At 62.0% G+C, this 26,461-nt stretch carries 21 protein-coding genes; 8 read left to right on the top strand and 13 right to left on the bottom strand.

The window, feature by feature from the left end:
• Positions 1–216: 216 nt before the first annotated feature.
• Positions 217–1,923, bottom strand: coding sequence for a GMC family oxidoreductase (locus SB772_RS05620; protein WP_410832302.1), 1,707 nt, complete (start codon positions 1,921–1,923; stop codon positions 217–219).
• Between the two features lie 811 nt (positions 1,924–2,734).
• Positions 2,735–4,273, bottom strand: coding sequence for a CoA-acylating methylmalonate-semialdehyde dehydrogenase (locus tag SB772_RS05625; RefSeq protein ID WP_410832303.1), 1,539 nt, complete (start codon positions 4,271–4,273; stop codon positions 2,735–2,737).
• 130 nt (positions 4,274–4,403) lie between these two features.
• On the opposite strand from SB772_RS05625, the gene SB772_RS05630 reads away from it, so the two are divergent.
• Both SB772_RS05630 and SB772_RS05635 read left to right on the top strand, forming a co-directional pair.
• Entirely contained in the window at positions 4,404–5,303 is a 900-nt protein-coding gene (locus tag SB772_RS05630) for a LysR family transcriptional regulator (RefSeq protein WP_410832304.1), read from the top strand.
• Positions 5,304–5,562: 259 nt separating this feature from the next.
• On the top strand, positions 5,563–6,099 hold the full coding sequence (locus SB772_RS05635; protein WP_410832305.1) for a class IV adenylate cyclase: 537 nt from the start codon (positions 5,563–5,565) through the stop codon (positions 6,097–6,099).
• A gap of 73 nt (positions 6,100–6,172) precedes the next feature.
• Here SB772_RS05635 and SB772_RS05640 read toward each other — a convergent pair whose 3' ends face one another.
• A complete protein-coding gene (locus SB772_RS05640; protein WP_410832630.1) occupies positions 6,173–6,664 on the bottom strand; it encodes an Lrp/AsnC family transcriptional regulator in 492 nt (163 codons plus the stop codon).
• Between the two features lie 274 nt (positions 6,665–6,938).
• On the opposite strand from SB772_RS05640, the gene SB772_RS05645 reads away from it, so the two are divergent.
• Positions 6,939–7,229: a 4a-hydroxytetrahydrobiopterin dehydratase gene (locus SB772_RS05645; protein ID WP_410832306.1), complete on the top strand. Its 291-nt coding sequence runs from the start codon at positions 6,939–6,941 to the stop codon at positions 7,227–7,229.
• A gap of 94 nt (positions 7,230–7,323) precedes the next feature.
• Here the strand turns inward: SB772_RS05645 and SB772_RS05650 are convergent, their stop codons facing one another.
• A complete protein-coding gene (locus SB772_RS05650) occupies positions 7,324–7,548 on the bottom strand; it encodes a DUF3717 domain-containing protein (protein WP_410832307.1) in 225 nt (74 codons plus the stop codon).
• Between the two features lie 152 nt (positions 7,549–7,700).
• Here SB772_RS05650 and SB772_RS05655 point away from each other — a divergent pair, with 152 nt between their 5' ends.
• On the top strand, positions 7,701–8,387 hold the full coding sequence (locus SB772_RS05655; protein WP_008917948.1) for a response regulator transcription factor: 687 nt from the start codon (positions 7,701–7,703) through the stop codon (positions 8,385–8,387).
• 134 nt (positions 8,388–8,521) lie between these two features.
• Positions 8,522–10,030, top strand: a complete 1,509-nt coding sequence (locus SB772_RS05660) for a sensor histidine kinase (protein WP_410832308.1) — start codon at positions 8,522–8,524, stop codon at positions 10,028–10,030.
• Positions 10,031–10,077: 47 nt separating this feature from the next.
• Here the strand turns inward: SB772_RS05660 and SB772_RS05665 are convergent, their stop codons facing one another.
• The 7 genes from SB772_RS05665 to mnmC form a co-directional block, all read right to left on the bottom strand.
• A complete protein-coding gene (locus SB772_RS05665) occupies positions 10,078–10,590 on the bottom strand; it encodes an SET domain-containing protein (protein WP_410832309.1) in 513 nt (170 codons plus the stop codon).
• A 220-nt stretch (positions 10,591–10,810) separates the two neighbouring features.
• Positions 10,811–11,923, bottom strand: coding sequence for an NADH:flavin oxidoreductase/NADH oxidase (locus tag SB772_RS05670; protein ID WP_410832310.1), 1,113 nt, complete (start codon positions 11,921–11,923; stop codon positions 10,811–10,813).
• Between the two features lie 74 nt (positions 11,924–11,997).
• Entirely contained in the window at positions 11,998–12,711 is a 714-nt protein-coding gene (locus SB772_RS05675) for a glutamine amidotransferase (protein WP_410832311.1), read from the bottom strand.
• A 126-nt stretch (positions 12,712–12,837) separates the two neighbouring features.
• Complete coding sequence (locus SB772_RS05680; RefSeq protein ID WP_410832312.1) at positions 12,838–13,476, bottom strand: MarR family winged helix-turn-helix transcriptional regulator; 639 nt, start codon at positions 13,474–13,476, stop codon at positions 12,838–12,840.
• Positions 13,477–14,012: 536 nt separating this feature from the next.
• Complete coding sequence (locus SB772_RS05685) at positions 14,013–15,128, bottom strand: YbdK family carboxylate-amine ligase (protein ID WP_410832313.1); 1,116 nt, start codon at positions 15,126–15,128, stop codon at positions 14,013–14,015.
• Positions 15,129–15,232: 104 nt separating this feature from the next.
• Entirely contained in the window at positions 15,233–16,438 is a 1,206-nt protein-coding gene (locus SB772_RS05690) for a cation:proton antiporter (protein ID WP_410832314.1), read from the bottom strand.
• A gap of 846 nt (positions 16,439–17,284) precedes the next feature.
• Positions 17,285–19,252: a bifunctional tRNA (5-methylaminomethyl-2-thiouridine)(34)-methyltransferase MnmD/FAD-dependent 5-carboxymethylaminomethyl-2-thiouridine(34) oxidoreductase MnmC gene (mnmC, locus tag SB772_RS05695; RefSeq protein WP_410832315.1), complete on the bottom strand. Its 1,968-nt coding sequence runs from the start codon at positions 19,250–19,252 to the stop codon at positions 17,285–17,287.
• 414 nt (positions 19,253–19,666) lie between these two features.
• Here mnmC and SB772_RS05700 point away from each other — a divergent pair, with 414 nt between their 5' ends.
• On the top strand, positions 19,667–19,945 hold the full coding sequence (locus SB772_RS05700) for an HU family DNA-binding protein (protein WP_006050811.1): 279 nt from the start codon (positions 19,667–19,669) through the stop codon (positions 19,943–19,945).
• Between the two features lie 118 nt (positions 19,946–20,063).
• Here SB772_RS05700 and SB772_RS05705 read toward each other — a convergent pair whose 3' ends face one another.
• On the bottom strand, positions 20,064–21,374 hold the full coding sequence (locus SB772_RS05705; RefSeq protein ID WP_410832316.1) for a GTP-binding protein: 1,311 nt from the start codon (positions 21,372–21,374) through the stop codon (positions 20,064–20,066).
• Between the two features lie 214 nt (positions 21,375–21,588).
• On the bottom strand, positions 21,589–22,035 hold the full coding sequence (locus tag SB772_RS05710; RefSeq protein WP_410832317.1) for a lytic transglycosylase domain-containing protein: 447 nt from the start codon (positions 22,033–22,035) through the stop codon (positions 21,589–21,591).
• 524 nt (positions 22,036–22,559) lie between these two features.
• Between SB772_RS05710 and gspD the strand changes: the two genes are divergently transcribed.
• Positions 22,560–24,881 (top strand): type II secretion system secretin GspD, encoded by a 2,322-nt coding sequence (gene gspD, locus SB772_RS05715; protein WP_410832318.1) that lies wholly within the window; start codon positions 22,560–22,562, stop codon positions 24,879–24,881.
• Positions 24,878–26,458: a type II secretion system ATPase GspE gene (gspE, locus tag SB772_RS05720; RefSeq protein WP_410832319.1), complete on the top strand. Its 1,581-nt coding sequence runs from the start codon at positions 24,878–24,880 to the stop codon at positions 26,456–26,458. Before gspD ends, gspE begins: the two co-directional genes overlap by 4 nt.
• Positions 26,459–26,461 lie beyond the last annotated feature (3 nt).

The raw sequence follows: 26,461 nt of genomic DNA on the forward strand, positions 1-26,461 counted from the left end.
CGCGCTCGTTGGCGTGCTGCACCAATCCGGACGGTAATCCATGGCGCCACACGCAGCATGGCTGCCATTGTCGCGCCAATGATGCAGCGCATTCATTGGGATTTGCACTTAGTGGAGGACGCCTGCTTTATGCACGCGCGAAGGGCGGCCGAGGCCTGCCACGGCCTCGGCCCCGGGCTTTGATGCCCGCTTTAGCCGGGGATGTCCTGCCGGTTGTCACACGGCTGACATTGAAGGCGAGCCGCTCGTTTTCGGCGCGACACTGCCGGCCACGCGCGCGCGGCGATCCTCGCGGATCATGTCGCTGGCGCGCTCGGCGATCATCAGGGTCGGCGAGTTGGTGTTGCCCGAGGTGATGGTCGGCATGACCGATGCGTCGACAACGCGCAACCCGTCAACACCGATTACTCGCAAGCGGTTATCGACCACGGCGCCCGGATCGTCGCTCGTCCCCATGCGGCAGGTGCCGACCGGATGAAAGATGGTCGTCCCGACCACGCCGGCGGCCTGCTGAAGCTCTTCCTCCGTCTGATACTGGATGCCGGGCAGGATCTCTTGCGGCCGATAGCGCGCGAGAGCAGGCGCAGCGGCGATACGGCGCGTGAGACGCAGCGCGTTGGCGGCGACATGCCGGTCGTAATCGGTCGACAGATAGTTCGGTGCGATCAACGGCGGCGCCGAAGGATCGGTCGATTCAATGTGAATGCTGCCGCGCGAGGTTGGCCGCAAGTGGCACACCGACGCGGTGAACGCATTGAAGCGATGCAGCGGTTCGCCGAAGCGATCGAGCGAGAGCGGCTGCACGTGGTATTCGAGGTCGGGACGCGTGAGCGATCGATCTTCCGGATCGGATTTGGCGAACGCGCCGAGTTGCGAGGGCGACATCGACATTGGACCGCTTTGGAAGAGCGCGTACTGCACGCCGATCATCAGCTTGCCCCACCAGTGTGCGGACGCGGTATTGAGCGTGCGCACGCCATCGACCTTGTAGGCCATGCGCAGTTGCAAATGGTCCTGCAGATTTTCGCCGACGCCGCGCAGATCCTTGATGACCTCGATGCCCAGATTCTGCAGACGTGCGCCGTTGCCGATGCCGGACAGTTCCAGCAATTGCGGCGAGTTGACCGCGCCTGAGCTGAGGATCACTTCGCAGCGGGCTTTGGCGAGGTAATCGGTGTTGTCGCCGCGATATTCGACGCCTGTGCAGCGGCGTCCTTCGAATACGACACGTTGTGTGTGTGCGCCAGTGATGATCGTGAGATTCGGACGCCTGAGCGCGGGACGCAGAAACGCTTTCGACGCACTCCAGCGAATGCCGCGTTTCTGATTGACGTCGAAGTAGCCGACGCCGGTGTTGTCACCGCGATTGAAGTCATCCGTGGCGGGGATGCCGGTTTGCTGCGCGGCTTTTGAAAATTCTTCGAGAATTTTCCATTTGAGACGTTGTTTTTCGACGCGCCAGGGGCCGCCTGTTCCATGCGATTCGGATGCGCCGGCGTGGTGGTCTTCGCTGCGTTTGAAGATGGGGAGGACTGAGGACCAGGACCAGCAGGCGTCGCTGGTCACGCGGGCCCATTCATCGTAGTCTTCGCGCTGGCCGCGCATGTAGATCATGCCGTTTATCGATGAGCTGCCGCCTAATACTCTGCCCCGCGGGTATGACAGCGAGCGGCCGTTCAGGCCGGGTTCTGGTTGGGTTTTGTAGAGCCAGTCCGTGCGAGGGTTGCCGATGCAGTAGAGATAGCCTACCGGCACGTGGATCCAGTGGTAGTCGTCCTTGCCACCTGCTTCCAATAGGAGCACGGTTATTTCCGGGTCCTCGGTCAGGCGGTTGGCTAGCACGCAACCTGCCGTGCCGGCGCCTACTATGATGTAGTCGAATTCGCCTTCCAGGCGACGGGTGGTTTTTGTTGGGGTCATCATTTCCTCTCCTAAGCTTTTTTGCCTGCTCGGCGCTTTGTTTCTGTGTGCTTGTGGTGTTGGCCTTTCCTTGTTTTGTTAGTGGTCTATTAGCGTTCCCCCTGTGCGGGGGGGCACCTACTTTTCTTTGCCGGCCGCAAAGAAAAGTAGGCAAAAGAAAGCGGCTCAAACCGCTAATTCTTAAGCGGGTCCCCTGGCTTGGAGGAGGCAGTGGAGCATCTGGAATCGGTGCTCTCGCACACTCCGCGCTAGTGACAAGGCAGTCATACTTCCGGCGGCGCTACGCGCGCCGCAGCGGTACTTCAACAAACCGCCCGCCATTTTTGTCACCCTCCGGCACTTCATCAAACCGTCAGCCATCTCTAGCGTGCTGGCGGCACATCCAAAACCGCAAGTCATTCGGCGCTTCGCCGAGGCGAAGCCGATGGCACCCACGGCGTGCAAACGAAGCCACTGGTTTCCCTTGCAGACCGTTCCGGCGAGCACGCAGTGCGAGGCGGGAGGAATGACTGCCTTGTCACGGGCGCGGAGTGCGCGAGAACACCGATTCCAGATGCTCCACTACCTCCTCCAAGCCAGGGGACCCGCTTAAGAATTAGCGGTTTGAGCCGCTTTCTTTTGCCTACTTTTCTTTGCGGCCGGCAAAGAAAAGTAGGTGCCCCCCCGCACAGGGGGAACGCTAATAGACCACTAACAAAACAAGGAAAGGCCAACACCATAGGCACAACCACCAAAGCGCCGAGCAGGCAAACGGAACAAGGAAAGGCCAACACCGCAGGCACAACCACCAATGCCGCCGCCAAAGGCAAAAAAATTACTTGGCTACAGGCATAGTGAACTCAGCCCCCTTCCCGATACTATCGGGCCACCTCTGCATGATGCTCTTATACCTCGTATAAAACCGAACACCCTCTTCCCCGTAGGCATGATGATCCCCGAACAGCGACCTCTTCCATCCACCAAAAGAATGCCACGCCATAGGCACAGGAATAGGCACATTAATCCCGACCATCCCGATCTCGATCTGCCGGGAGAAGGCCCGGGCAACGCCGCCATCGGAGGTAAACAAGGAAACCCCATTAGCGAACTCATTAGCGTTAATGAGCTCGACAGCAGAAGCAAAATCGGGCACCCGAACAACACATAGCACTGGACCAAAAATCTCCTCGCGATAAATCTTCATATCGGTGGAGACATCATCGAACAAGGTACCGCCAAGAAAGAACCCTTTCTCATGCCCGGGCACCTGATGCCCACGTCCATCGACAACCAGCTTCGCGCCCGCCGCAACCCCGGCATCGATATAGCCAGCAACCTTCTCCCGATGCGCAGCCGTCACCAACGGTCCCATCTCGGCTTCCGATTCCATACCGTCGAGAATCTTCAGGCTCTTGACCCGCGGCGTCAGACGCTCGATCAATTCATCGGCGATATGCCCCACCGCAACGGCCACCGAAATCGCCATGCAGCGCTCGCCAGCTGAACCATACGCAGCGCCGATCAACGCATCGACGGCCTGGTCGAGATCCGCATCCGGCATCACCACCAGGTGATTCTTCGCACCGCCCAAAGCCTGCACGCGCTTACCGCGCTTCGTGCCTTCGGTGTAGATGTACTCGGCAATCGGCGTCGAACCGACAAACGACAATGCGCTCACTTCCGGATGCGCAAGCAATGCATCGACCGCAACCTTGTCGCCATGTACGACGTTGAACACGCCATCCGGCAAACCGGCCTCCTTAAACAATTCAGCCAGGCGGTTCGATGCCGACGGATCGCGCTCGGACGGCTTCAGCACGAACGTGTTGCCGCACGCAATCGCCACCGGAAACATCCAGCACGGCACCATCATCGGGAAGTTGAACGGCGTAATGCCGGCAACCACGCCGAGCGGCTGACGCAAATTCCAGTTGTCGATGCCGCCGCCAATCTGGTCGGTAAAGTCGGTCTTCAGCAGATTCGGAATGCCGCACGCGAACTCGACGATCTCGATGCCGCGCATCACTTCGCCCTTCGCGTCCGAAAACACCTTGCCGTGTTCGCGCGTAATCAGTTCCGCAAGTTCATCGTGGTGCCGGTCGAGCAATTCCTTGAACTTGAACAGCACGCGCGCCCGCTTGATCGGCGCCGTTTCGCTCCAGGCGGAAAAAGCGGCCTTGGCGGCAGCGACGGCCGCATCCACTTCAGCGACACTCGCCAGCGGTACGCGTGCGCTCACGTTGCCAATCGCCGGATTGAAGACGTCGCCGAAGCGCCCGCTCGTGCCGTCGATGGTCTTGCCGTTGATGAAATGGGTCAGCGCGCGTGCGCTCGTCTCGCTCCGAGTTGCCTCGTCCTGATATGTCTCGCTCATTTTTTTCCTCTTCCGGTGAAATCGTTAGTCCGCTGCACACAGCGCGATGAGCCAAAGATTACGGCGCTTCGGGACGACAAATCCAATGAGTAATGCTCAACTTCGCTATAAGCCGCGCTAATATCAGGATATGGATCTGATTCTGCTCCGGGCATTCGTCACCGTCGCACGCGAGGGCAACCTCACGCGTGCTGCGGTGCAACTTCATTTGACCCAACCAGCCGTGAGCCTGCAAATCAAGCATCTGCAGGAGACGCTCGGCGTGACGCTATTCACCCGGACCTCGCACGGGCTTTCGCTGACACGCGACGGCCAGGCGCTGCTGCCGCACGCCGAACGCGCGCTCGGCGCGGCCAGCGACGTGCAGCGCGCGGCGGCCTCGCTGCGTCATGAAGTACGCGGACGACTGCGCATCGGCACGATTCTCGATCCGACCTTTCTGCGCCTCGGCGGCTTTCTCAGGCAGCTGGTGGAAACCTGGCCGCACATCGAAACCGCCTTGCGCCACGGCATGTCGGGCTGGGTACTGGAGCAGGTTCGCGCGGGCGAGCTGGACGTCGGCTACTACATCGGCCAGCCGGCCGACGACGATACGCGCGACGGCGCCGCCTTCCACGCCGTCACCCTCACGCACTTCCAGTACCGCGTGCTGGCGCCGGCCGGCTGGAAAGATCGCGTGAAAGGCGCGCGCGACTGGCGCTCACTCGCTGCGCTGCCGTGGATCTGGACGCCGCCCGCCTCCGCGCACAATAGATTGCTGTCGCGGCTGTTTGCCGAGGCAGGCGTAAAACCGGTTAAGGTGGCGGAAGTGGATCAGGAGCCTTCAATGCTCGATCTGGTCAAATCAGGCGTCGGTCTCACGCTCGCGCGCGACGCTACCGCGATCGCCGAAGCGCATGCGCACGCGTTGACCATTGTCGAAGGCGTCACCGTGCCGACCCAGCTCAGCTTTATTACGCTCGCCGAACGTAAAGACGAACCGGCGATCGCGGCGGCGTTGAAGCTGATCGAGCAGCAGTGGGCGACCTAGAAGCGGTGTGAGCGCGATATGAGCCGCTCTCATGACAGTCTCATACTGAGCAGCCTCGTACGGGCAATAGCCGATAGTTCCTCCAGCCGGGCGCCCTCACCTGAAACCACACCGTCACGCACCTTTTGTTAGATTGGCGGTTTGCGCTCACGCGCCGGCCCCGCAGCGTTCTGGTTCCGTTTGACTTTGTCCTTCGCGGCAGCTTCGCCTCGCAACACCGGAAGCCGCCGACCACTCCATCCTTCGACAGGAGCCTGACATGGCACGCAACATAGAAATCAAAGCCCGCGCCCAGCATTTCGAGCAACTGCGTGAACGCGCTGCGCAGCTTGCGCCGGACGCGCCGCTGATCTTCCGCCAGCAGGACTTCTTTTACGAAGTGCCGCGCGGCCGCCTGAAGCTGCGCCAATTCGACGACGGCACGCCGGCCGAACTGATCTTCTATCAGCGCGACGACCGCGACGGCCCGAAGGCGTCGTACTACACGCGCAGCCCCGTGACCAACGCCGAAGCGATGCACTCACTGCTCGCCACCGCGTTGACCACGCGCGGCATCGTGACGAAGGAGCGCCACGTGTACCTCGCCGGACGTACGCGGATTCATCTGGACCGCGTGGATGGCCTCGGCGACTTCATCGAACTCGAAGTCGTGCTCGCCCAGGATGACGACGAAGAAGGCGGCCATGCCGAAGCGCATGCCATGTTCGCGCGCCTCGGTGTGCCGGAATCGGATCTGGTCGCGGTAGCGTACGTCGATTTGCTCAACGCGGACAGCGAGCCCACACAAGCTGCCTAAGCCTTCACCGCCATCTTCACCGCCGCGGGTTGCGATACAGCCTGTGGTGAAACCCGTGGCAAAAGGCGCCGCATCAAGCCGCGGTCGCGCCCGGCGATAGATGGCCAAGCGGCAGGGGTCCGTTGCGCTTGAATGTGGTCAGCACGATATTCGAGCGCACGCTATCGACACCCGGCACGCGCATCAGCTTCTTCATCACGAACGTCGACAGCACATTGAGATCCGGCGCGACGATGCGCAGCAGATAATCGGCGTCACCGACCACCGCGTGACATTCGAGCACTTCGGGCAGCACGTCGATCTGCTGCTGGAATTGTTCGATGATCGAATCGCCGTGGTGCTTCAACTTCAGGCTCGTAAAAGCCGTCACGCCGAGCCCGAGCTTCTCCGGCCGCAGCACGACGCGATAGCCGTCCACCACGCCCACCTGCTCCAGCCGCTGCAAGCGCCGTCCGATCTGCGACGGTGACAGCGGCACCTGCTCGGCCAATTGCTGATGCGTGGCACGGCCAAAGCGCTGCAGCACGTCCAGCAATGCGAGATCGAAGTGATCCAGTTCCAAAATGATTGATATCCGCATTAAGTCGTCGATCTATGCGCGATTATTGCATACACATCCAGATAAACGCCATGATTGCGGCGCCGAGCCGGCATTCCCGGCAGGCGACTGCTCGAGCGCGACCAGATCATCACGCGCGGCTCGCGGGAAGGTTGGCCAGCCGATGGCGATATCTGACGACAAAAGCCGAATCGCCCGACTGCGCGCTGGCTGCATCCGTGAAAAAATAGCAGATGCGCACGCCTACCGGCGCGCCTGTTCAGATCAATGAGGTAGCACCATGATTCACAAACTGACTTCCGAAGAACGCGCAACACAGGTTGCGCAACTGCGCGGCTGGCAAGCCGTGGCCGGCCGCGACGCGATCCAGCGCCAGTTCAAGTTCGCCGACTTCAATGAAGCGTTCGGCTTTATGACGCGCGTGGCCATCAAAGCGCAGGAAATGGACCACCACCCGGAATGGTTCAACGTCTACAACAAGGTGGAGATCACACTGTCGACGCACGAAGCAAATGGCTTGACCGAGCGCGACATCAAACTGGCCCGATTTATCGACGGTATTAGTGCGTAACACAAGCGCTCACGCGCATTCACGCATTGCGCACAGAGGAATTCAGCGAAAATGAAAGGGCTTTGCAGGCAATCCGGCGCCTAAACCTTCAGTTCTACAGGCCATTCTTAAGGCGCACGTAAGAATCCCACGCCTGCCGGGCAATCCCGTCCAAACGATCCGGCGATAGTATGTGCTCACGCTGTACAATCATCAGCGCGTACGGCTTGGAGAGCGCGCTTGCCTCCTTGCACAAAACGAGTTCGTCGCCGCTTGAAGGTGAGCGGGCGCGCCAGAAGTTGATCGCGGCTTCCAGTTCGTGAATCGTTATCTCGGACATGACTTTCGTGATTGCTCCACGGCCGCTTCTATGGCTGCTTGATGGCCGTTTCATGCTGGTCCGGCACGGTCATGCCGCACGCCGCTGTGTAGCAGGCGCCCCCGGCGAACCGCTTGCCCAAACGCCTAACCCATTGTACTTGAGCGAAATCCATGCGACTCCTTCTGATCGAAGATGACCGCCCCATCGCACGCGGCATCCAAAGCAGTCTCGAACAAGCCGGCTTCACGGTCGACATGGTCCACGACGGCATTTTTGCCGAACAGGCCCTCACGCAAAACCGCCACGAGCTCGTGATCCTCGATCTGGGCCTGCCCGGCATCGACGGTATGACGCTGCTGTCGCGCTTTCGTCAGAGCAATCGCCACACGCCGGTGATCATCCTGACCGCGCGCGACGAATTGAACGACCGTGTGCAAGGCCTGAATTCCGGCGCGGACGACTACTTGCTGAAGCCGTTCGAACCCGCCGAACTCGAAGCGCGCATCCGCGCGGTGATGCGCCGCAGTGGTCCGCACGGCGACATGCCGCGCCCGGAAGTATCGCTGGGCGGTGTGCGGCTGTCCGGCGTCGATCGCCGCATCTTCAATGACGACAAGCCGCTCGAGCTGTCGCCGCGCGAATTCGCGGTGCTCGAAATGCTGCTGCTGCGCCACGGCCGCGTGGTCAGCAAGGCCCAACTGCAAGACCATCTGACGCACTTCGGCGGCGACCTCGGCGATACCGCGATCGAAGTCTACGTGCACCGGGTGCGCAAGAAGCTCGAGAACTGCCGTGTCGAAATCGTCACGGTGCGCGGCTTTGGCTACCTGTTGCAGGAAATCCGCCAAGCCGCATAATCGTCATGAAGGTCGCCAACTTCGTTGCGGCCTGACGGCGCCGGGCCGGCGCCGCGCACTCCGTGCGCAGTTCGCCGGCATCCGGCGGCATTTCACGGCACACTGGCCGTTGCCTCTTTCCCGCGCGTTCGATCATGCCCCAGCCGGCCGCCACTAGTCTGCGCCGCACGCTGTTGCGGCGCCTCGCCGCTCCCCTTTCGCTGCTCGCGCTGATGAGCGGCCTCATCGCTTACTGGCTGGCGTGGCAGTACACGCAGCATGTGGTCGACCGCTCGCTCGCCGATCTCGCCACCGCCATTTCCAAACAGATCCAGATCGCCGGCCCCGACGCACGCGTCACGGTGCCGCCTCTCGCGCAGGCCATGTTCTCCGATCCGGTCGAACAACTCGTCTATCGGATCAGCAACGGCGAAACCGAAATCGCCGGCGACCACAACCTTCCGCTGCGAGGCACGAGTGTGCGCCGCATGCACTACGCGTACGTATTCGAAACGCAGCACGAAGGCGTGACGGTGCGTGTGGCCCAGGTGCGCGTCGACCAGCCCACCGGCGATCCGATCGTCGTCGAAGTCGGTCAGCCGGTGCATCATCGTTTTCGCATTGCTGCGGAGTTTCTGGTTGCGATCATGATGCCGCTGCTGTTGCTGCTGCTTGCCGGCTGGGTCATCGTGTGGCGCGTCGTCAATCAACAGCTCAATCCGCTGACCGATCTCGCGGATTCGTTGAACCGGCAAACGCACACGTCCCTCGAGCCGGTCGACGAGACCTTTGTGCCAGTCGAGATCCGGCCGCTCACCGGTGCGCTGAACGCGCTGCTCGGTCGTCTGAAAACCGCACTCGACGGCCAGCGCAAATTTATCGCCGACGCCGCGCATCAACTGCGCACGCCGCTGACCGCCGTCAAGCTGCATGCGGAACAGGCGGCGGTCGCGCGCGACCCGCAGCAGACGCTCGCCGCGGTACGCGAACTGCGAGCAGCGGCTGACCGCGCCGTGCGGCTGTCGAACCAGTTGCTTTCGCTGGCGCGCGCCGAGCCAGGCGAACAGGTGGCTCGCTTCGTCACGGTGGACATGGCAGCGCTCGCGTTCGACACCGGCGCGGAATGGGTGCCGCGCGCGTTGGCGTCCCACGTCGACCTGGGCTTCCAGCGTCTCGACGACCCGGCCAACGATCATCCGCTGACGGTGCGCGGCAATCCGGTGTTGCTGCACGAAGTGATCGCCAATCTGCTCGATAACGCGCTGAAGTATGTGCCGCCGTTGCGCTTCGACGGTGGCCGCATCACCGTGACGGTTTCGCAAACGGCGATCGACGAACTACGCATGGCCGAGATCGTCGTCGAAGACAACGGGCCGGGTGTGCCGCTCGCGCAGCAGACCGATCTATTCAAACGGTTCTTCCGCGGCGACGGCCAGAGCGACAGCAGCGTGGATGGCGGTGCGGGGCTCGGTCTTGCGATCGTCCACGACATCATGGTGCTGCATCACGGCAGTGTGCATTACGAAGACGCGCCGGATGGCGGGGCGCGCTTTATCGTGCGCATTCCGCTCGCGCCGGCCAGCATTCAGCACGACGCCGACGGAGAAACCGACAAGCGGCTCCCGGCAAAAAAATCGGCGCACTCGGCGCCGATCGACATGTAACGATAGTGGTCAGCGGGCTGCCTTTGTTTGCTTCAGGCAGCCCGTGCCTATTTCTTCTTCGTTTTCTTCGCCGCCTTGGCGGACCTGGCCGATTTTGCGGCAACCTTCTCTTTCTCCGGCGGCGCCAGCATCGTGCCGCGGCACTTACGCGCGCCGCAACGGCATTCGTATTCCTTCTTGAGCTTCTTGGTCTGACGCGCTTCGATCACGAGACCGTAGTCGTAAAAAATTTCCTCGCCTTCAGCGATGTCGCGCAACGCATGGACGTATACGTGACCGTCGATCTCCTCGGCTTCGCAATTCGGCGCGCACGAGTGATTGATCCAGCGCGCGCTGTTACCTTTTACCTTGCCGTCGATCACCTTGCCGCTGTCGAGCGCGAAATAGAAGGTGTGATTCGGTTCGTCCGGATTGTGCGGATGACGGCGCAACGCTTCTTTCCAAGAGATCCGCTCGCCCTTGTATTCGATCAACCGCTCGCCGGCCGCAATCGGTTCGAGGGCAAACACGCCTTTGCCGTGCACACCCGAACGGCGCACGGCGATCCTGCGTGAACTCATTGAATGAATCCTTGTGAAGAACTGGGGGTGAAGTTCCGACGGCCGCCAGAAATGCCCGCATCTGGCGCGCTGCTTTTTCTGACGCGGATAGCAAACGCGGCGCCTTGCGAGCGCCGCGTCGACCTGCGACGCTCGTGCGCCACATCCGGCATCCTACACGCTCAAGACGGCTTCGTTCAACCGTCAAAAAGACGTGCTCGCATAAGGCGCACGGGCAGGTTCACCGTTGTCCGAACGAAATGTCGCCGAACAGCGCTTTCTGATCGCGTGGCTGAGAGCGCCAATACTGCGGCGGCGCTTCGACCGTCGCACCGAGTTGCGCCGCGGCGTGCCACGGCCAGCGCGGGTTGTAGAGCAGCGCCCGGGCGAGTGCGATCAGATCGGCGTCGCCTGCTTCGATAAGTTGCTCGGCGTGGAGCGGGTCGGTAATCAGCCCAACGCCGATGGTGGTGAGACCCGTTGCATGTTTGACGGCTTTCGCGAACGGTATCTGATAACCCGGCTCGAGTGGAATCTTCTGCAACGGCGAGACGCCTCCGGACGACACATCGACCCAGTCGCAGTCACGCTTTTTCAACTCGTGCGCGAACGCGATCGTGTCTTCCAGCGTCCAGCCGCCTTCGACCCAGTCGGTCGCGGAAACCCGCACGCCAACCGGTTTGTCGGCGGGAAAGGCGGCGCGCACGATATCGAAGATCTCGAGCGGAAAGCGCATGCGATTTTCAAGCGAACCGCCGTAGTCGTCGCCGCGTTGATTGGCGATCGGCGACAGGAACTGATGCAGCAGATAGCCGTGCGCCGCATGCACTTCCAATGCATCGACGCCGAGACGCGCGGCGCGGCGCGCAGAAGCCGCGAACGCCTCGCGAATCCGGTTCAACCCCGCCGTGTCGAGCGCCAGCGGCGGCTCTTCACCCGCCTTGTGCGGCAACGCCGATGGCGCATGGGGCAGCCAGCCGCCTTGCGACACCGGGATCAGTTGGCCGCCTTCCCACGGTACATGGCTCGACGCTTTCCGCCCTGCGTGTGCGAGCTGCATCGCGACCTGAATGTGCGAATGCTTGCGGATCGCGGCCAGGACCGGCACCAGTGCGGCTTCGGTCGCGTCGTCCCACAGGCCGAGATCGCCCGGCGTGATACGGCCGTCCGGTTCGACCGAGGTCGCCTCGATGCACAACATGCCGGCGCCGGATAACGCGAGACTGCCGAGATGGATCATGTGCCACGCGGTAGCCTCGCCACGGTTGGCGGAATACTGGCACATCGGGGACACGACGATACGATTGGGAAGCGTCACGCTACGCAGCGTGAGCGGAGAAAACAGCGCGCTCATGGATTACGTCCAGTGAAAACCCAAGAGCCGTCGAGCATAGCACCGCAGATGAATTACTGCAGGCTCGGCGCCGCTCACGGTTTCGACTCGACCTGATCGAGCCACTCGCCGAACATCCGGCGGGCAGCGGCCTCCAGCCCTGGACCGAACTGCGCGGTCTCGGCCCGCAATTGGCGCGCGTCGATACCGTGGCCGGCAATCTCACCGGCGTTGCCGATCAGCCATGGCTCGAAACGGTCGGTCCGAATTTCCGGATGACATTGCAGGCCCAGCACGTGATCGCCCCAGGCAAACGCCTGGTTTTCGCAGGCGGGCGTGGACGCGAGACGCGTGGCATGCTCGGGCAGATCGAAAGTGTCGCCGTGCCAATGCAGCATGGAAGTGTGCGCGCCGTCCAGATGACGCAGCGGCGAGGCGCGGCCGGCATCGGTAAGCGTGAGCGGGGTCCAGCCGAGTTCGGTATGACCCGCGGGATACACGCGCGCCCCGAGTGCGCGCGCGATCAATTGAGCGCCGAGGCAAATGCCCAGCGTCGGCAAGCCGGCGGCAATGCGCTTTTCGATCATCGACAGCAGCGGCACGAGCGTCGGATAAAGCGCGTCGTCCGTTGCGCTGATCGGGCCGCCCAGCACCACCACCAGCGAAGCCGCAACGGGGTTCGGCGCCTCGATACGGGCAAAGCCGACATCGAGATAACGCACCGGGCGGCCACGCTCGCCGAGCACCAGCTCAAGACTGCCCAGATCCTCGAAGTGCACGTGGCGAATGGCCAGAACTTCGCGATTCATCAGCCTGTCACCTTCAGGTTGACTAAAGACTTGCCGCTACGCGGCGCGAACCGTCCGGCAGGCGGCATGTGCCGCTTGCCGGAACACGGCTTCGCAGTGTAGCGGATTGTCCCGAAAGAAGCCGCCTTATTGGGCGAAGATCTTCCAGGTCTTCTTCTGGGTGGCGACGTCAGCGGTTTCATGCACCGAACAATCGAGACGCAGATCCGTATCCGCCATGTTCAGATCGAGCAACGCGCAGTGATGCGGCGTCTTCTTCGGATTCTTGCTGGGCTCGAAGTGCGTGCAGCTCAGGCACATGCGGTGCGGCGGAATGTTGCCCTGCGCTTCCAGCTGGTGGACCGTCTTGAGCAGCGTGCGATAGAACAACGCCTGCTCTTCGTCGCGCAGCGTGCCGACTGCCTTGGCCAGGAAGTCCGGCCATTGCGTGGCGCGCTTGGCGGCCGTGCGGCCGCGCGCCGTCAGACGAACCGCAAGGGCGCGGCCGTCGTCGAGGGCGCGGCGCTTTTCAACCAGGCCTTTGGTTTCGAGCGTGCTCACCGCGTCGCTCGTGGTCGCGGCGGTCAGGGCCGTTTCACGGGCGATTTCGCCGAGACGCATCGGGCCCTTGCGCTGCATCAGCAAGACCAGGATCTCACCCTGGGTCGGCGTGAGCCCCGCGCCTTCCGCCCATTCCCAAGCCTGGCTTCGCATCGCCGTGCTCAGTCGCAATAGGCTATGGGTCACTCGCCCGGTTGCCTGTTCTCCGTATACGCCTTCGCTCATAATCTTCGATTGGTTTATTTAAAGCATGCGTGCGATGCCGGCGATTCTCTGCCGGGCTCACCCGTAGCCTGTGTGGAATAGCCTCGCCCAACTGCGGACGAGACGGAATCTACTATCTAAAAAAATTACCGCCTTGCAGGCCAAAGCGTCGAAAACGACATTCTATGCGAGAGCGGCGAATCGTACAGCTAAGTTATCCAACGCAAGCTGTGGATAACCACGGGAAAACGCAGGGGACTGCGTGTGTGCCGATTCTTGATAAGCCCTTCGCCTCACCTGCCCTTGCCGAAGTTGTCCTTCCTTCCCCGCGCCGATGCACATCCGATCAGCCCGGTTATGGTTTACGCAGTGCTTTGACTTTGCAGGGAATTATTCAGTTGTCCACAGGCCAACGCAATGCTTGTTAACTACTACTACGTTTGTATACGTAAACTATAGAAAAAGCTGAAGCCCGCCGAGCTGGAAAATTAAATTACAAAAAAAACCGCTCGAAGCGGGTTTCCCTTACGGTTTAGCGTAACCAATCCTGCATCTGGCTAGGCCCGCCACTGCAAACACTGCTGCCGCACCGCTTCGTGCAAGGATTTTTCCCTTTCGAAAACGCCGCGCAACCACGTCGCATCGTTGACCTGGCCGCGTGCGATCGCGCCGATCTGGGCAAGCGCGTTGCCTGAACCCAACGCCTCTGCATGCGGCGCGATCAGGTCGAGTGTTTCGAGAATATCCTCGGAAATCGTCTTGCGTTCGCCCGTTTGCGGATCGATGCAGGTGCCGGCCAGACCGAAGCGGCACGCTTCGAAGCGGTTGAACGTGTAGACGAGGTAATCGTCTTCCTTCGGCGTCAGCGGTTTGTCGAGCAGCAGATGCCGTGCAAGCGTCTGGATGTAGCAAGCGATCGCCGCGGCGCGATCCACCGACAACGGTGTATCCATCACGCGTACTTCGATCGTGCCGAAACCCGGCTTCGGGCGAATGTCCCAGTAGAAATCTTTCATGCTGTTGACCACGCCGGTTTGGACCATTTTCGAGAAATATTCCTCGAAGCTGTCCCACGTCAGCATAAAAGGCGCGCGGCCTGACAGCGGAAACGCGAACACTGAATTCAGGCGTGCCGAATGAAAACCGGTGTCGACGCCTTGCACGAACGGCGACGAAGCAGACAACGCGATGAAGTGCGGAATGAAGCGCGACATCGAATGCAGCAGGTACAGCGCGCTATTCGGATTCGGGCAGCCGATGTGCACGTGTTGGCCGAACACCGTGAACTGCTTGGCGAGGTAGCCGTACAACTCGGACAGATACTGAAAACGCGGCGTATCGACGATCTGCCGCTCGCTCCACTGCTGGAACGCGTGCGTGCCGCCGCCGCACAAGCCGACGTTCAGATGATCCGCGGCGGAAACCAGGGTGTCGCGGATCTTGCGCAAATCGGCGAGGGCCTGTTCATGCGTCGCGCAGATGCCGGTCGACAGCTCGATCATGCTTTCGGTGATTTCCGGCGTGATGTTGCCGGGGATTTTTTCGTCCTTGATGAGGCGCATCAGATCCGAGCCGGCTTTGGTCAGATCATAGTCGTGCGTATTGACGATCTGCATCTCGAGTTCGACGCCGAAAGTGAACGGTTTCGAATCGATGAAGGGTTCGAGTGACATGGCGTCCCCTAAGTCTGGTCTGCCGGGCGTGTGCCGATGCCCGGCCGTTTTTGAATCGAATAAGTCTGGGTAATGCGTCCGCAGCGTGGAAAACCGGCGTGGACTTACTCTTCGCGCCGTTCGCCCACCACAGCAAGGCTGCGATACACGAGCCACGGCCCGAGTATTTGCAGCACGAATATCGAACACATCACGACAGCCCGCAATTGCAAATCGAAATTCGGATAGAGGTTGTAGGTATCGTCGACGAGCAGATAAGCGAGCGCGGACATCGGCGATAGCGACAAACCGAGCGCCATCCCCTGCTTCCAGTTCAAGCCGCTCGGTTTGGCGAACGCCATGACGCCCACCAGCTTGGCGACTAACCGCGCAACGATCAGGCCCAGCGCCGCGACGCCGCCGAGCGCGATATGTTTCCATTCGAACGAAGTCAGCGTCAGCACGAACAGAATGACGGTCAGCAGCCAGCCGGCCGTGCCGAAATGCTGTGGCCACAATTGCGGACGCGCTTCAAGATTCTTCACGATGATGCCCGCGGCCAGCAGCGCAAGAATCGTCGACAGCTTGAACAGATGCGCAATCGCGATTGCCAGCAGCACGAGACCGATTAGTGCGACAAACGAATGCTCATCCTGCATGTTCAGGCGGCGATAAAAAAACGTGCAGGTTCGCGCCAGCAGATAGGCCAGCACGAGCGAGCCGACCAGCAGATACAGCGGCTGCAGAATCGTTGCATAGACGTTGCCGTAAACCTCCTGATGCAGCCAGCTCGATACGAGCTTTTCGATCACCACCGCATACATGCTGTTCAACGCGGTCAAGGTCAGCAAACGTTGGGTGACCTGACCTTCGGCGCGCAACTCGGTTTTGAGCTGAATCACCATTGCGGGCGAAGTCGCCATGGCGATTGCGGCGAGCACCGTCGCCACCATCAGCGGCACTTTCAGGAACAGCAAAACCGGCAGGACAAGTGCAAAAGTGAGTGTGGCTTCGGCTACGCTCGACAGAATCAGCCAGGGATTGCGGCGAATCCAGCGCAGATCGAGCCGGCTGCCCAGTTCGAACAGCAATAGGCCGAGCGCGACATCGAGCAGCGGCCGAGCGTCGCTCGCGGAAGACGCGTCGATCACGCCGAAACCGGCTGCGCCTGCCACAAGACCAATGACCGCATAACCGGAAATGCGCGGCAGACGCCAGGCTCGAAAGCAGAGTTCACCGCACAGACCTGCGGCGAGCAATGCGAGACCAGCCCAAAAAATGGCGTCGGGCGTGAGTGGCCAAGCTGGAAAAAACGAAAACGCCGACTTCATCGTGGTGGGTTCTCCTTTGCTGCAACGGCAGACGACACGAACCGGCGCAAATACCGGCGAACGGGTGAGCGCGTGAACCGCTCACTGTCGCGATCGCTTCGCGTGATCAGCGTTGCGAATTTCTAACGATCGGATGATCTGAATGCGCTGCAGTCGCAGGGAGCGCAGCGCATTCTGGGGTGCGGCCGCAGCAACCGGCACGGCACGGTGAAAAGAATGCCGTCGATCCTGAATCAGATTCTGATTGACCGGCACCGTTCCGTTGGTGCGTGTGCCGCTTGAGGCGAGGCACGACGCGGGAAGAACGGCGATTGTGCCATAGCTTTTTCAGCCTCGACCGAAAACACACGAACATGCCGGCAAAACGGTAAAAACGTACGTCATCTTCGCAGTGAGAGGAAAAAGCGACTGTTTTGAGGGTGAATCGGCCGTCACAGGGCGCATGTCAAGTGAGACAGACTGGCTTTTCGCTGTAACGGCGCAGATGTTTTTTGCACCGATTTTTTGGGGTTGGGCTCCGACGATGCCCGTCGATCTGGCTACGGCCTTTCTGTTTACTGGTTTACCGTATGTATACGTAGTAACAGTTAACAAGGTGACTCGGTTTCTGTGGATAACCTTGGTTTACCGAAACGAATCATCGGCTTGCCAGCCGCATAACCGAATGCACAGCATGTGCGGCAGCGGCGGGCATACAAGGATAACTTTTTGGGATTTCCGACGGCGGCAAAGTTACCCCGCTTACGTCCACAACGGTTCCACATGAGTTGCGCACGTAAACCGAGCAGTTATCCACATGTTTCGGTGGATAACTTTTCTCAGATGCCGCCCGCGCCAACTGCGCCGTTAACCTAAGGTGCCTTGCCGCAATGCGCGCAACAGGAAGCGCGCCGGATCGATGTCTTCAGCCAGATCGCGCTCGAGCGGCCACGGTTCACCTTCGATCTGAGACGCGATCAACTCCGCGCCGAGCGCTGCCCACACCAGACCGCGCGAACCGTAAGCGAACGCGCCGTACAGACCGTCGGTACGCGGCAAGTCGAGCGGCCATGCGCCGCGCAGACGTTGGGCATCGCGCGTGGCCGCAGCCTCGTCGGCGAAGTTGCCGACCATCGGCAGCCGGTCGCTCGTGACGCAGCGAAAAGCGACGCGTCCGGCTAGCGACGCCGCCCGTGCCGGATCCACGATGCCGCGAAACGCCGGCAGCATCTGCGCGACGCGCGCCAGGTTTTCCAGGTGGCCGTCCGCGCGCAGCGAAGTGTCGGGGTCGTCGAGATCGTAGGTGGCGCCTGTCAGCGTGACGCCGTCAGGGAGCGGGACCGCGTAGCCTTCGCCGATCACCGGCATGCGCAACGGCGGCACGCTGCCGGGCGGCAGCAAGGTCAGCTGGCCACGTATGCTGCGAGTCGGCGCGTGCTGCAAACCGGCGATGCGCGCGGCATCGTGTGCGCTGGCGACGATCACCACCGGCGCGCGCGCGACGGCGTGTCCTGTTGCGTCGAATACCGTCCATCGATTGTCCGACCGCTCGATTCGAGCGACGTCCACGCCGAAGCGGCGTTCGAGTTGCGTGCCCGCCGCTGCGCATTGCGCGGCGCACAGCGAGGCCGGATCGATCCAGCCGCCATGCGGGAAGAGCCAGCCGTTCTGCGCGAGTGGCATGCCTGCGAGGCGTTGTGCCTCGGCTAGCGACACCGGTGTCACATAGTCGGATGGATAGTTGAATGCCGCGAGCGCCTCGCTCATCAACCGCGTCTCTTCGTCGTTCGCGGCGATCTGCAACAGGCCCGTACTTCCACGTAGCGGCGGGTGACCCAGCCGTTCGAGCGCGGCCCAGCGTCCGAGCGTGTAAAGAAAACCGGCGCGCGTCATGCGTGAGGCGACGCTGTCGTCGCGCGAGATCATCGGATGGAATACGCCGGCCGGGTTGCCCGACGCGTCTTGCGCCACCGATGCATGCCGCTCCAGCGACGTGATGCGCCAGCCGCGCGCGGCAAGGCGCTCGATCACCGCACAGCCGGCGAGCCCGGTGCCGATCACAATGGCATGCCGTTCGTCGAGCGCGAGCGGCGCCGGCGGCTCATAACGGCGCACCCGCCAGCGCGGCGCGAAGTGGCCGACCAGCATCGCCCGTTTCCAGCCGAAGCCTTCCACCTTCCGATATTCGAAGCCGCATTGCGTCAGTGCGCGCTTGATGTCGCCCGCACTGCTGTAAGTGCTGAAGGTGGCGCCCTCGCCCGCCAGCCGCGCAAGGGCCTTGAAGATCGCCGGCGTCCACAGTTCCGGGTTCCTGGCTGGCGCGAAGCCGTCCAGGTAGAACGCATCGGCGCGCAGCCTCAAGGTCGGCAAGCTTTCAGCGGCGTCGCCGAACACCAGCGTCAGCGTAACCCGGCCTGCTTCGAATTCCAGCCGATGGGTGCCGGGTACGAGCATCGGCCACGCGCCGGTCAGCTGGTCTGCGAGCGCGCCAATCGATGGATCGGAAATCGTTTTGGCGTACACGCTGCGCAAATCGGCTCGCGTGAAAGGATGCTTCTCGGTCGAGACGAAATGCAGCCGCTCGCAACGCGCCGGATCGGTGCGCCAGGCGGCCCAGGTCGTCAGGAAGTTGATGCCCATGCCAAAGCCGGTTTCGAGCACCGTGAACATGCGGCGTCCCTGCCACCGGTCCGGCAGTGCATTGCCTCGCAGGAAAACGTATTCAGCCTGTTCGAGACCGCCGACGGCGCTGTGATAGATGTCGTCGTAAAGGGGTGAAAAAGGGGTGCCGTTGTCGCGAAACGCGAGGGTGGCGGGGATCAGCGGATCGGTCATTCGCGGCGGAAAAAAGACGCTCGGAAGAGCGGGTCTTGCGTTACCACCAAGGCGCGCAGGTCGCCGGGCGGCGAAAAAGACGCGCCGAACGTTGGCAAAAACCAACGCCAAGCCCCGTCCGTACTGGGTTTCAGCCCTCGGTTCGAGCTCGCCAACAGCAAAAACAGCGATTTCCCTGCTGTATCGGCCCCGGAACCGTTAAATCTTCGAAACCCTTGTCCTGATTGGGTTTGCGCTGCGCTATCATAGCAAGCGCCGCGAAGGGAGCGGCAGCACGGCCGCCGGACAGTCATCTGCCCGGCGCTATTGTCCGGAGGGGATCCGGAGCCGCAGCTGCTCGACGGCGCGGCGCGCGCACGTATAATCGGCGCGTTCGCGCTGTTCGTGTCAACCTAAACTCAGAAAGGAACCTTAATGAACAAACAGGAACTGATCGACGCCGTCGCAGGTCAGACGGGCGCCAGCAAGGCTCAAACCGGTGAAACGCTGGACACGTTGCTTGAAGTGATCAAGAAGTCTGTGTCGAAGGGCGACGCGGTCCAGTTGATCGGCTTCGGCAGCTTCGGTTCGGGCAAGCGCGCAGCACGTACGGGTCGTAACCCCAAGACCGGCGAAACTATCAAGATTCCGGCCGCCAAGACCGTCAAGTTCACGGCTGGTAAGGCGTTCAAGGACGCAGTCAACAAGCGCTAAGCAGATTACTGCCTGGCAGTTGACACCCGCCAACGGCGGGGTTTTTTTCGTCCGCGATTCGGTTTGGGTTTAACCGCGACGCCCGTCGCGGTTAAACCTTCTGATTGGAGAAACGGGCTCAGTCGTGGCGATGCACGATCTCGCCGTGGCCATGACCGTCGTGGTCATCATGGTCGTGGTCGTGGTCGTGGTCGGGATCGTCTTCGTCGAAGCCCCATGCCGGGAACGGATCGGCGAACCGTTGCCACGCTTGCGGTCCCGCCGCAAATTCCGCATCGGTCAGCAGACACGCGTCGAACTTCGCTTTCCAGACGGCCGGGTCGATGCCGATGCCGATCAACACCAGTTCCTGGCGACGGTCGCCGATGCTCAGATCGTCCGGATCGCCATACCAGTCGTCGGCAATTTCGGCTGCCAGCTCGTCATCGCCGTCCGGCCATTCGCTGCGATCCTGGGCGGCCCACCACATCCCCGCCGGACCATGCCGGCAAGCGCCGCCCGCCTGCGACAACGAACCGGCGATATCGTTACGCGTCGCGAGCCAGAAAAAGCCCTTGCTGCGCAATACGCCCTGCCACTCCTGATGCAACAGCGCCCACAGACGTTCCGGATGAAACGGCCGCCGCGCGCGGTAAATGAAGTTGCCGATACCGAATTCGTCTGCTTCGGCGTGGTGGCCGTGCTCATGATCGCGATTCAACGACGCCAACCAGCCCGGTGCGCTCGCCGCCTCGTCGAAATCGAAGCGGCCGGTGTTCAGCACTTCACTCAACGGCACCGCGCCGAAGCGGCTCACCACCTGCGCCGCGCGCGGATTGATGCGCGCGAGGATCCGTTGCAAACGCGTGAGGTCGTCGGCGCTGACCAGATCGGTTTTGTTGACCACTAGCACGTCGCAGAATTCGATCTGCTCGATCAGCAATTCGACCAGCGTGCGGTCATCTTCTTCCGTGGCGGCGATGCCGCGTTCGGCGAGCGCATCGGCCGAACCGTAGTCGCGCAGGAAATTGAACGCATCGACCACCGTCACCATCGTATCGAGCCGGGCGACGTCGGACAGCGATACGCCGTCATCGTCGACGAAGGTGAAGGTTTCGGCGATCGGCATCGGTTCGGCTACGCCGGTCGATTCGATCAGGATCGCGTCGAAGCGCTTTTCGCCGGCAAGGCGCTTGACCTCGACCAGCAAGTCGTCGCGCAGCGTGCAGCAGATGCAGCCGTTCGACAATTCGACGAGTTGCTCTTCGACATGCGAGAGCGCGGCCGCATCGCGCACGAGGGTTGCATCGATATTGACGGCGGCCAGATCGTTGACGATCACGGCCACGCGCAAACCGGCGCGATTCGCGAGGATGTGGTTCAGGAGCGTGGTCTTGCCGGCGCCCAGAAAACCGGAGAGCACGGTGACGGGCAATAGCGGCTGGTTCATTGCAGTACGGAAACGCAAGAGAATTGAAAGGCGTGCCGGGCGGGGGTCCGATGACTCCCTGACCGGAATGATGGCCATGCGCCGACAGCAGCACGAAGCCGCATTGTGCATCAAACGGACAGTGGCCGCGTGACGGACCCGATGTGGAGAGCTTGCGCAACGTCTAACCCAAGCCAGGCGCCGGCAGGAAGGCCGCGCCGGGGGCAAACGCCGGCTAGTGCGTAGCCGGCATCAGATTCCACTTGCGCAGGATCGCGGCGATCTGCTGCGCGTATTTATCGCGCAGCGCCGGTGTTTCGGAGTGGTAAGCTCCGACTGCTTGCCACGTATTGCCGTACTTGTTCATCTGGCGGCGCAGATGCCATGCGGCGATGTACACGTTCTTGCAAGGCTCCATCAGCGTCCCTTGCGAGATGCCGTACTGCGCGAGCGTGGGCAGATGGACCGAATTGATCTGCATGACCCCGTAGTCGGTCGAGCCGTTTACGTTCTTATGCTGTGCGTCCGGCCGATTGTGCGACTCCTGCCACGCAATCGCGCGCAGAATCAAGGGGTTGACCTTCTGATACCCCGCCGCTGCATCAAAGCAGTCGGCGCGCGCGGACCCTGCTGCGATCAGCACGGCAAGTCCGGCGGCGACAGTGACGAGGGTTCGTTTCATCGGTCGAGACGACTATACAAATCGTAAGGGTAAGGTCTGGTAAGGTAATCGGTCGGCCAAACTTCAGTCGCTTCAAGCCGCCGAACCGCCCTGGTCGGGCGTGTGCCGGGCATGGGGGAAAACCCGCGTAGTCAAGCTACAATCAACACCCTTAACGGCTCGTATCATACCGGCAGGTAATCGATCGTCAAGTTGGCTAACCGACATAATCCAGCTAAAAAAGAAGCACTTATGCGGCACCGAGCACAGAAGCACGAAAGCTTTCAAATACTTAACGAGCACGAAGTCCCTTTAGAGCAATCGCACGGGCTGATTGTTTTGTGACAAATCCGACATGAAAAACTGTTACTGTTCATTTTTTTCGGACATTGAGCGGCTGGCGTCCGGGGCGGCAATTGCCCGTGAAGCCTGCTGGCAGACCGAGAGGGCTGCGGCTTGCTCATCTTGCTCATATGTCCGCACTGCATGACCGTCGGCGGCTGCGGCTGTCGGCATCGAAACCCTATTCCATGAGAAGAAATCGTATGGCATTGCGTCGCGTCGCAACGGCGCTGCTGGTGGCTGGATTGATCACCGCGCAGACAGCACAGGCCCAGGTGACACTCAATTTCGTGAACGCCGACATCGATCAGGTGGCCAAGGCGATCGGCGCGGCAACCGGCAAAACGATCATCGTCGACCCGCGCGTGAAAGGTCAGTTGAATCTCGTGTCCGAAAACGCGGTGCCTGAAGACCAGGCGCTGAAGACTCTGCAGTCTGCGTTGCGGATGCAGGGCTTCGCGCTGGTGCAGGATCACGGCGTGCTGAAGGTCGTGCCCGAAGCCGACGCCAAGCTGCAAGGCGTGCCGACCTATGTCGGCAACGCGCCGGTTGCGCGCGGCGACCAGGTGGTCACGCAGGTGTTCCAGCTGAAGAACGAATCGGCCAATAATCTGCTGCCCGTTTTGCGTCCGCTGATCTCGCCGAACAATACGGTGGCGGCTTATCCCGCCAACAACACGATTGTCGTGACCGATTACGCTGACAACGTGCGGCGTATCGCGCAGATCATCGCGGGTGTCGATACGGCGGCGGGTCAGTCGGTGTCGGTGGTGTCGCTGAAGAATGCCAATGCGATCGACATTGCCGCGCAAATGACCAAGATGCTCGACCCGGGCGCGATCGGCAGCACCGATGCGACGCTGAAAGTGTCGATCACCCCGGACCCGCGCACCAACTCACTGCTGATTCGTGCGTCGAACGGCGGCCGGCTCGCGGCCTCGAAGCAACTGGCGAAGGAACTCGACGCGCCGACCACTATGCCCGGCAACATGCACGTCGTGGCGCTGCGCAACGCGGACGCGACGAAGCTCGCGAAGACCCTGCGCGGGATGCTCGGCAAAGGCGGCGAAACCGGCTCGTCGACCGGCACGAACGAAGCGAATTCGTTCAACCAGGGCGGCGGTGGTTCGTTCGGCAGTAGTTCGACGGGTACAGCGGGTACGCCGCCGCTGCCGTCGGGCGGACTCAGCAGCAGCTCGATGTCCTCGTCGTTGGGCGGCGGGGGCGGGGGCGGGGGCGGTGCATATGGCGCGAGCGGCGCTTCCAGTTCCGGCGGCCTGCTCGGCGGCGACAAGGAAAAGAGCGAGGACAACCAGCCGGGCGGCATGATCCAGGCGGACTCCGCCACCAACTCGCTGATCATCACGGCGTCGGACCCGGTGTACCGCAACCTGCGGGCGGTGATCGACCAGCTCGACGCGCGGCGCGCACAGGTCTATATCGAGGCGCTGATCGTCGAGCTGAACTCGAACACGAACGCCAATCTCGGCATCCAGTGGCAGGTCGCGAACGGTAATCTTTTTGCCGGCACCAACCTCGCGACCGGCTCCGGCAACAGCATCGTCAATCTGACGGCGGCCGCCGCGGCGGCCGGGGCCAGCGGTGGTCTCGCGACGGCGCTCGGCGCCTCGGGTCTGCAGCAGGGGCTCAACGTCGGGTGGGTGCACAACATTTTCGGTGTGCAGGGACTCGGTGCGCTGCTGCAGGCGCTGTCGCAGACCGCCGACGCGAACGTGCTGTCGACGCCTAACCTCATCACGCTCGACAACGAGGAAGCCAAGATCGTGGTCGGCACGAACGTGCCGATCCAGACGGGTTCGTATTCGAACCTCACGAGCGGGACCACGAGCAACGCGTTCAATACTTTCGATCGCGTCGATGTCGGTCTGACGCTGCACATCAAGCCGCAGATCACCGACGGCGGGATTCTGAAGCTGCAGCTCTACACGGAAGACTCGGCGATCGTGAACGGCACGACCAACGCGGCGACCAACCCGGCCGGCCCGGAGTTCACCAAGCGTTCGATCCAGTCGACTGTGCTCGCCGATAACGGCGAGATCATCGTGCTGGGCGGCCTGATGCAGGACAACTACCAGGTCAGCAACAGCAAGGTGCCGCTACTGGGCGATATCCCGTGGCTCGGGCAGCTGTTCCGTTCGGAACAGAAGACGCGCGCCAAGACCAACCTGATGGTGTTCCTGCGCCCGGTGATCATCACCGATCGCGATACCGCGCAGGCCGTGACGTCGAACCGCTACGACTACATCCAGGGCGTGCAGGGCGCGTACAAGTCGGACAACAACCTGATCAAGGACAAGGACGATCCGGTGGTCCCGCCGAAGCCGATCGGCCCGGCAGAGGGCGGCTCGGCCGCGATGAACCTGTTCGATCTCGACAAGATGCGTCGTCAGCAGATGGCGCCACAGCCGCCTGCTTCCGCGCCGGCGACGAATGGTAATGGTGCTGGCCAAGCGAACCCTGTGCCCGTCGCGCCTTCCACCGCATCGCCCGGAGTGCAGCCGTGAGCACGCCGTCCACGCCGCCGTCAGCTTCCGGGTCGTCAGCAGCGGCGCGTGCCGTCGCATCGACCCAAGCAGCGGCACAAGCCGCGGCGATTCCGCCCGCGGTCGCGGTAGAGCATGCCGAGCGCATCGCGCCGTCAGCCGTCGCGGCTCGCCTCGTGCCGTACGGCTTCGCGCGCAGCGGTCAGATTCTGGTCGCGCATCAGCACGCGGACAACCTCGAAGTCTGGATCAGTGAACGCACCAGCGATGCCGCGCTGGCCGAAGTCGCGCGCAATTTCGGCGCGCTGTCGGTCGTCCGTGTGCCCGCCGACGAACTCGCGCAAGCGATCAACCAGGCGTACGCGCGCCAGGACGGGAGCGCCGCGCAGGTGGTCGGCGAGGTGGAAGGCGAAGTCGATCTGTCGCGTCTGATGCAGGACATTCCCGAAGTCGAGGATCTGCTCGAATCGGAAGACGACGCGCCGATCATCCGCATGATCAACGCGCTGCTCACGCAGGCCGCGCGCGAACAGGCATCGGATATTCACATCGAGCCGTTCGAGACTTCGTCGGTGGTGCGCTTCCGGGTCGACGGCACGCTGCGCGATGTGGTGCGGCCGAAGAAAGCACTGCACGGCGCGCTGATCTCGCGGATCAAGATCATGGCGCAGCTCGATATTGCCGAGAAACGTTTGCCACAAGATGGCCGGATCACGCTGCGTGTCGGCGGCCGTCCGGTCGACGTGCGCGTGTCGACGCTGCCCACGGGCCACGGCGAACGCGCGGTGCTGCGTCTGCTGGAAAAGGACGCGTCGCGCCTGAATCTCGAAGCGCTCGGCATGGCGTCCGACACGCTGGTCAAATTCGACAAGCTGATCGGCAGGCCGCACGGCATTGTGCTGGTGACCGGCCCGACCGGTTCGGGCAAGACCACTACGTTGTATGCATCGATGTCGCGCCTCGAAACCGCGACGACCAACATCATGACGGTCGAAGACCCGATCGAATACGACCTGTCCGGCATCGGCCAGACGCAGGTCAACGAGCGGATTGGCATGACCTTCGCCCGAGCGCTGCGCTCGATTCTGCGGCAGGATCCGGACGTCATCATGATCGGCGAAATCCGCGATCTGGAAACCGCGCAGATCGCGGTGCAGGCGTCGCTGACGGGCCACCTTGTGTTGGCCACGCTGCATACGAACGACGCGGCATCCGCGGTCACGCGTTTGACCGACATGGGCGTCGAGCCGTATCTGCTGGCCTCGTCACTGCTCGGCGTGCTGGCGCAGCGGCTGGTGCGCCGCTTGTGTCCGGTGTGCCGCGAACAGCGTGTCGAAGAAGACGGCCGCGTGCACTGGCATCCGGTCGGCTGCGACAAGTGCGGCCAGTCGGGTTACGCGGGACGGCGCGGCGTGTACGAACTGCTGCTGATCGACGACGAGATCCGCACGCTAGTTCACCGCAACGCCGCCGATGCGGAGATTCTCGCCGCCGGTCGCGCGCAAGGCATGCGCACGCTGCGCGAAGACGCGGACCGCTGGCTCGCGTCCGGGCTGACGTCGCTCGAAGAAGTGATCCGCGTGACGGGCGGAGCATAAGCG

Source organism: Paraburkholderia sp. SIMBA_030, from assembly GCF_046535245.1.
Lineage (GTDB): Bacteria > Pseudomonadota > Gammaproteobacteria > Burkholderiales > Burkholderiaceae > Paraburkholderia.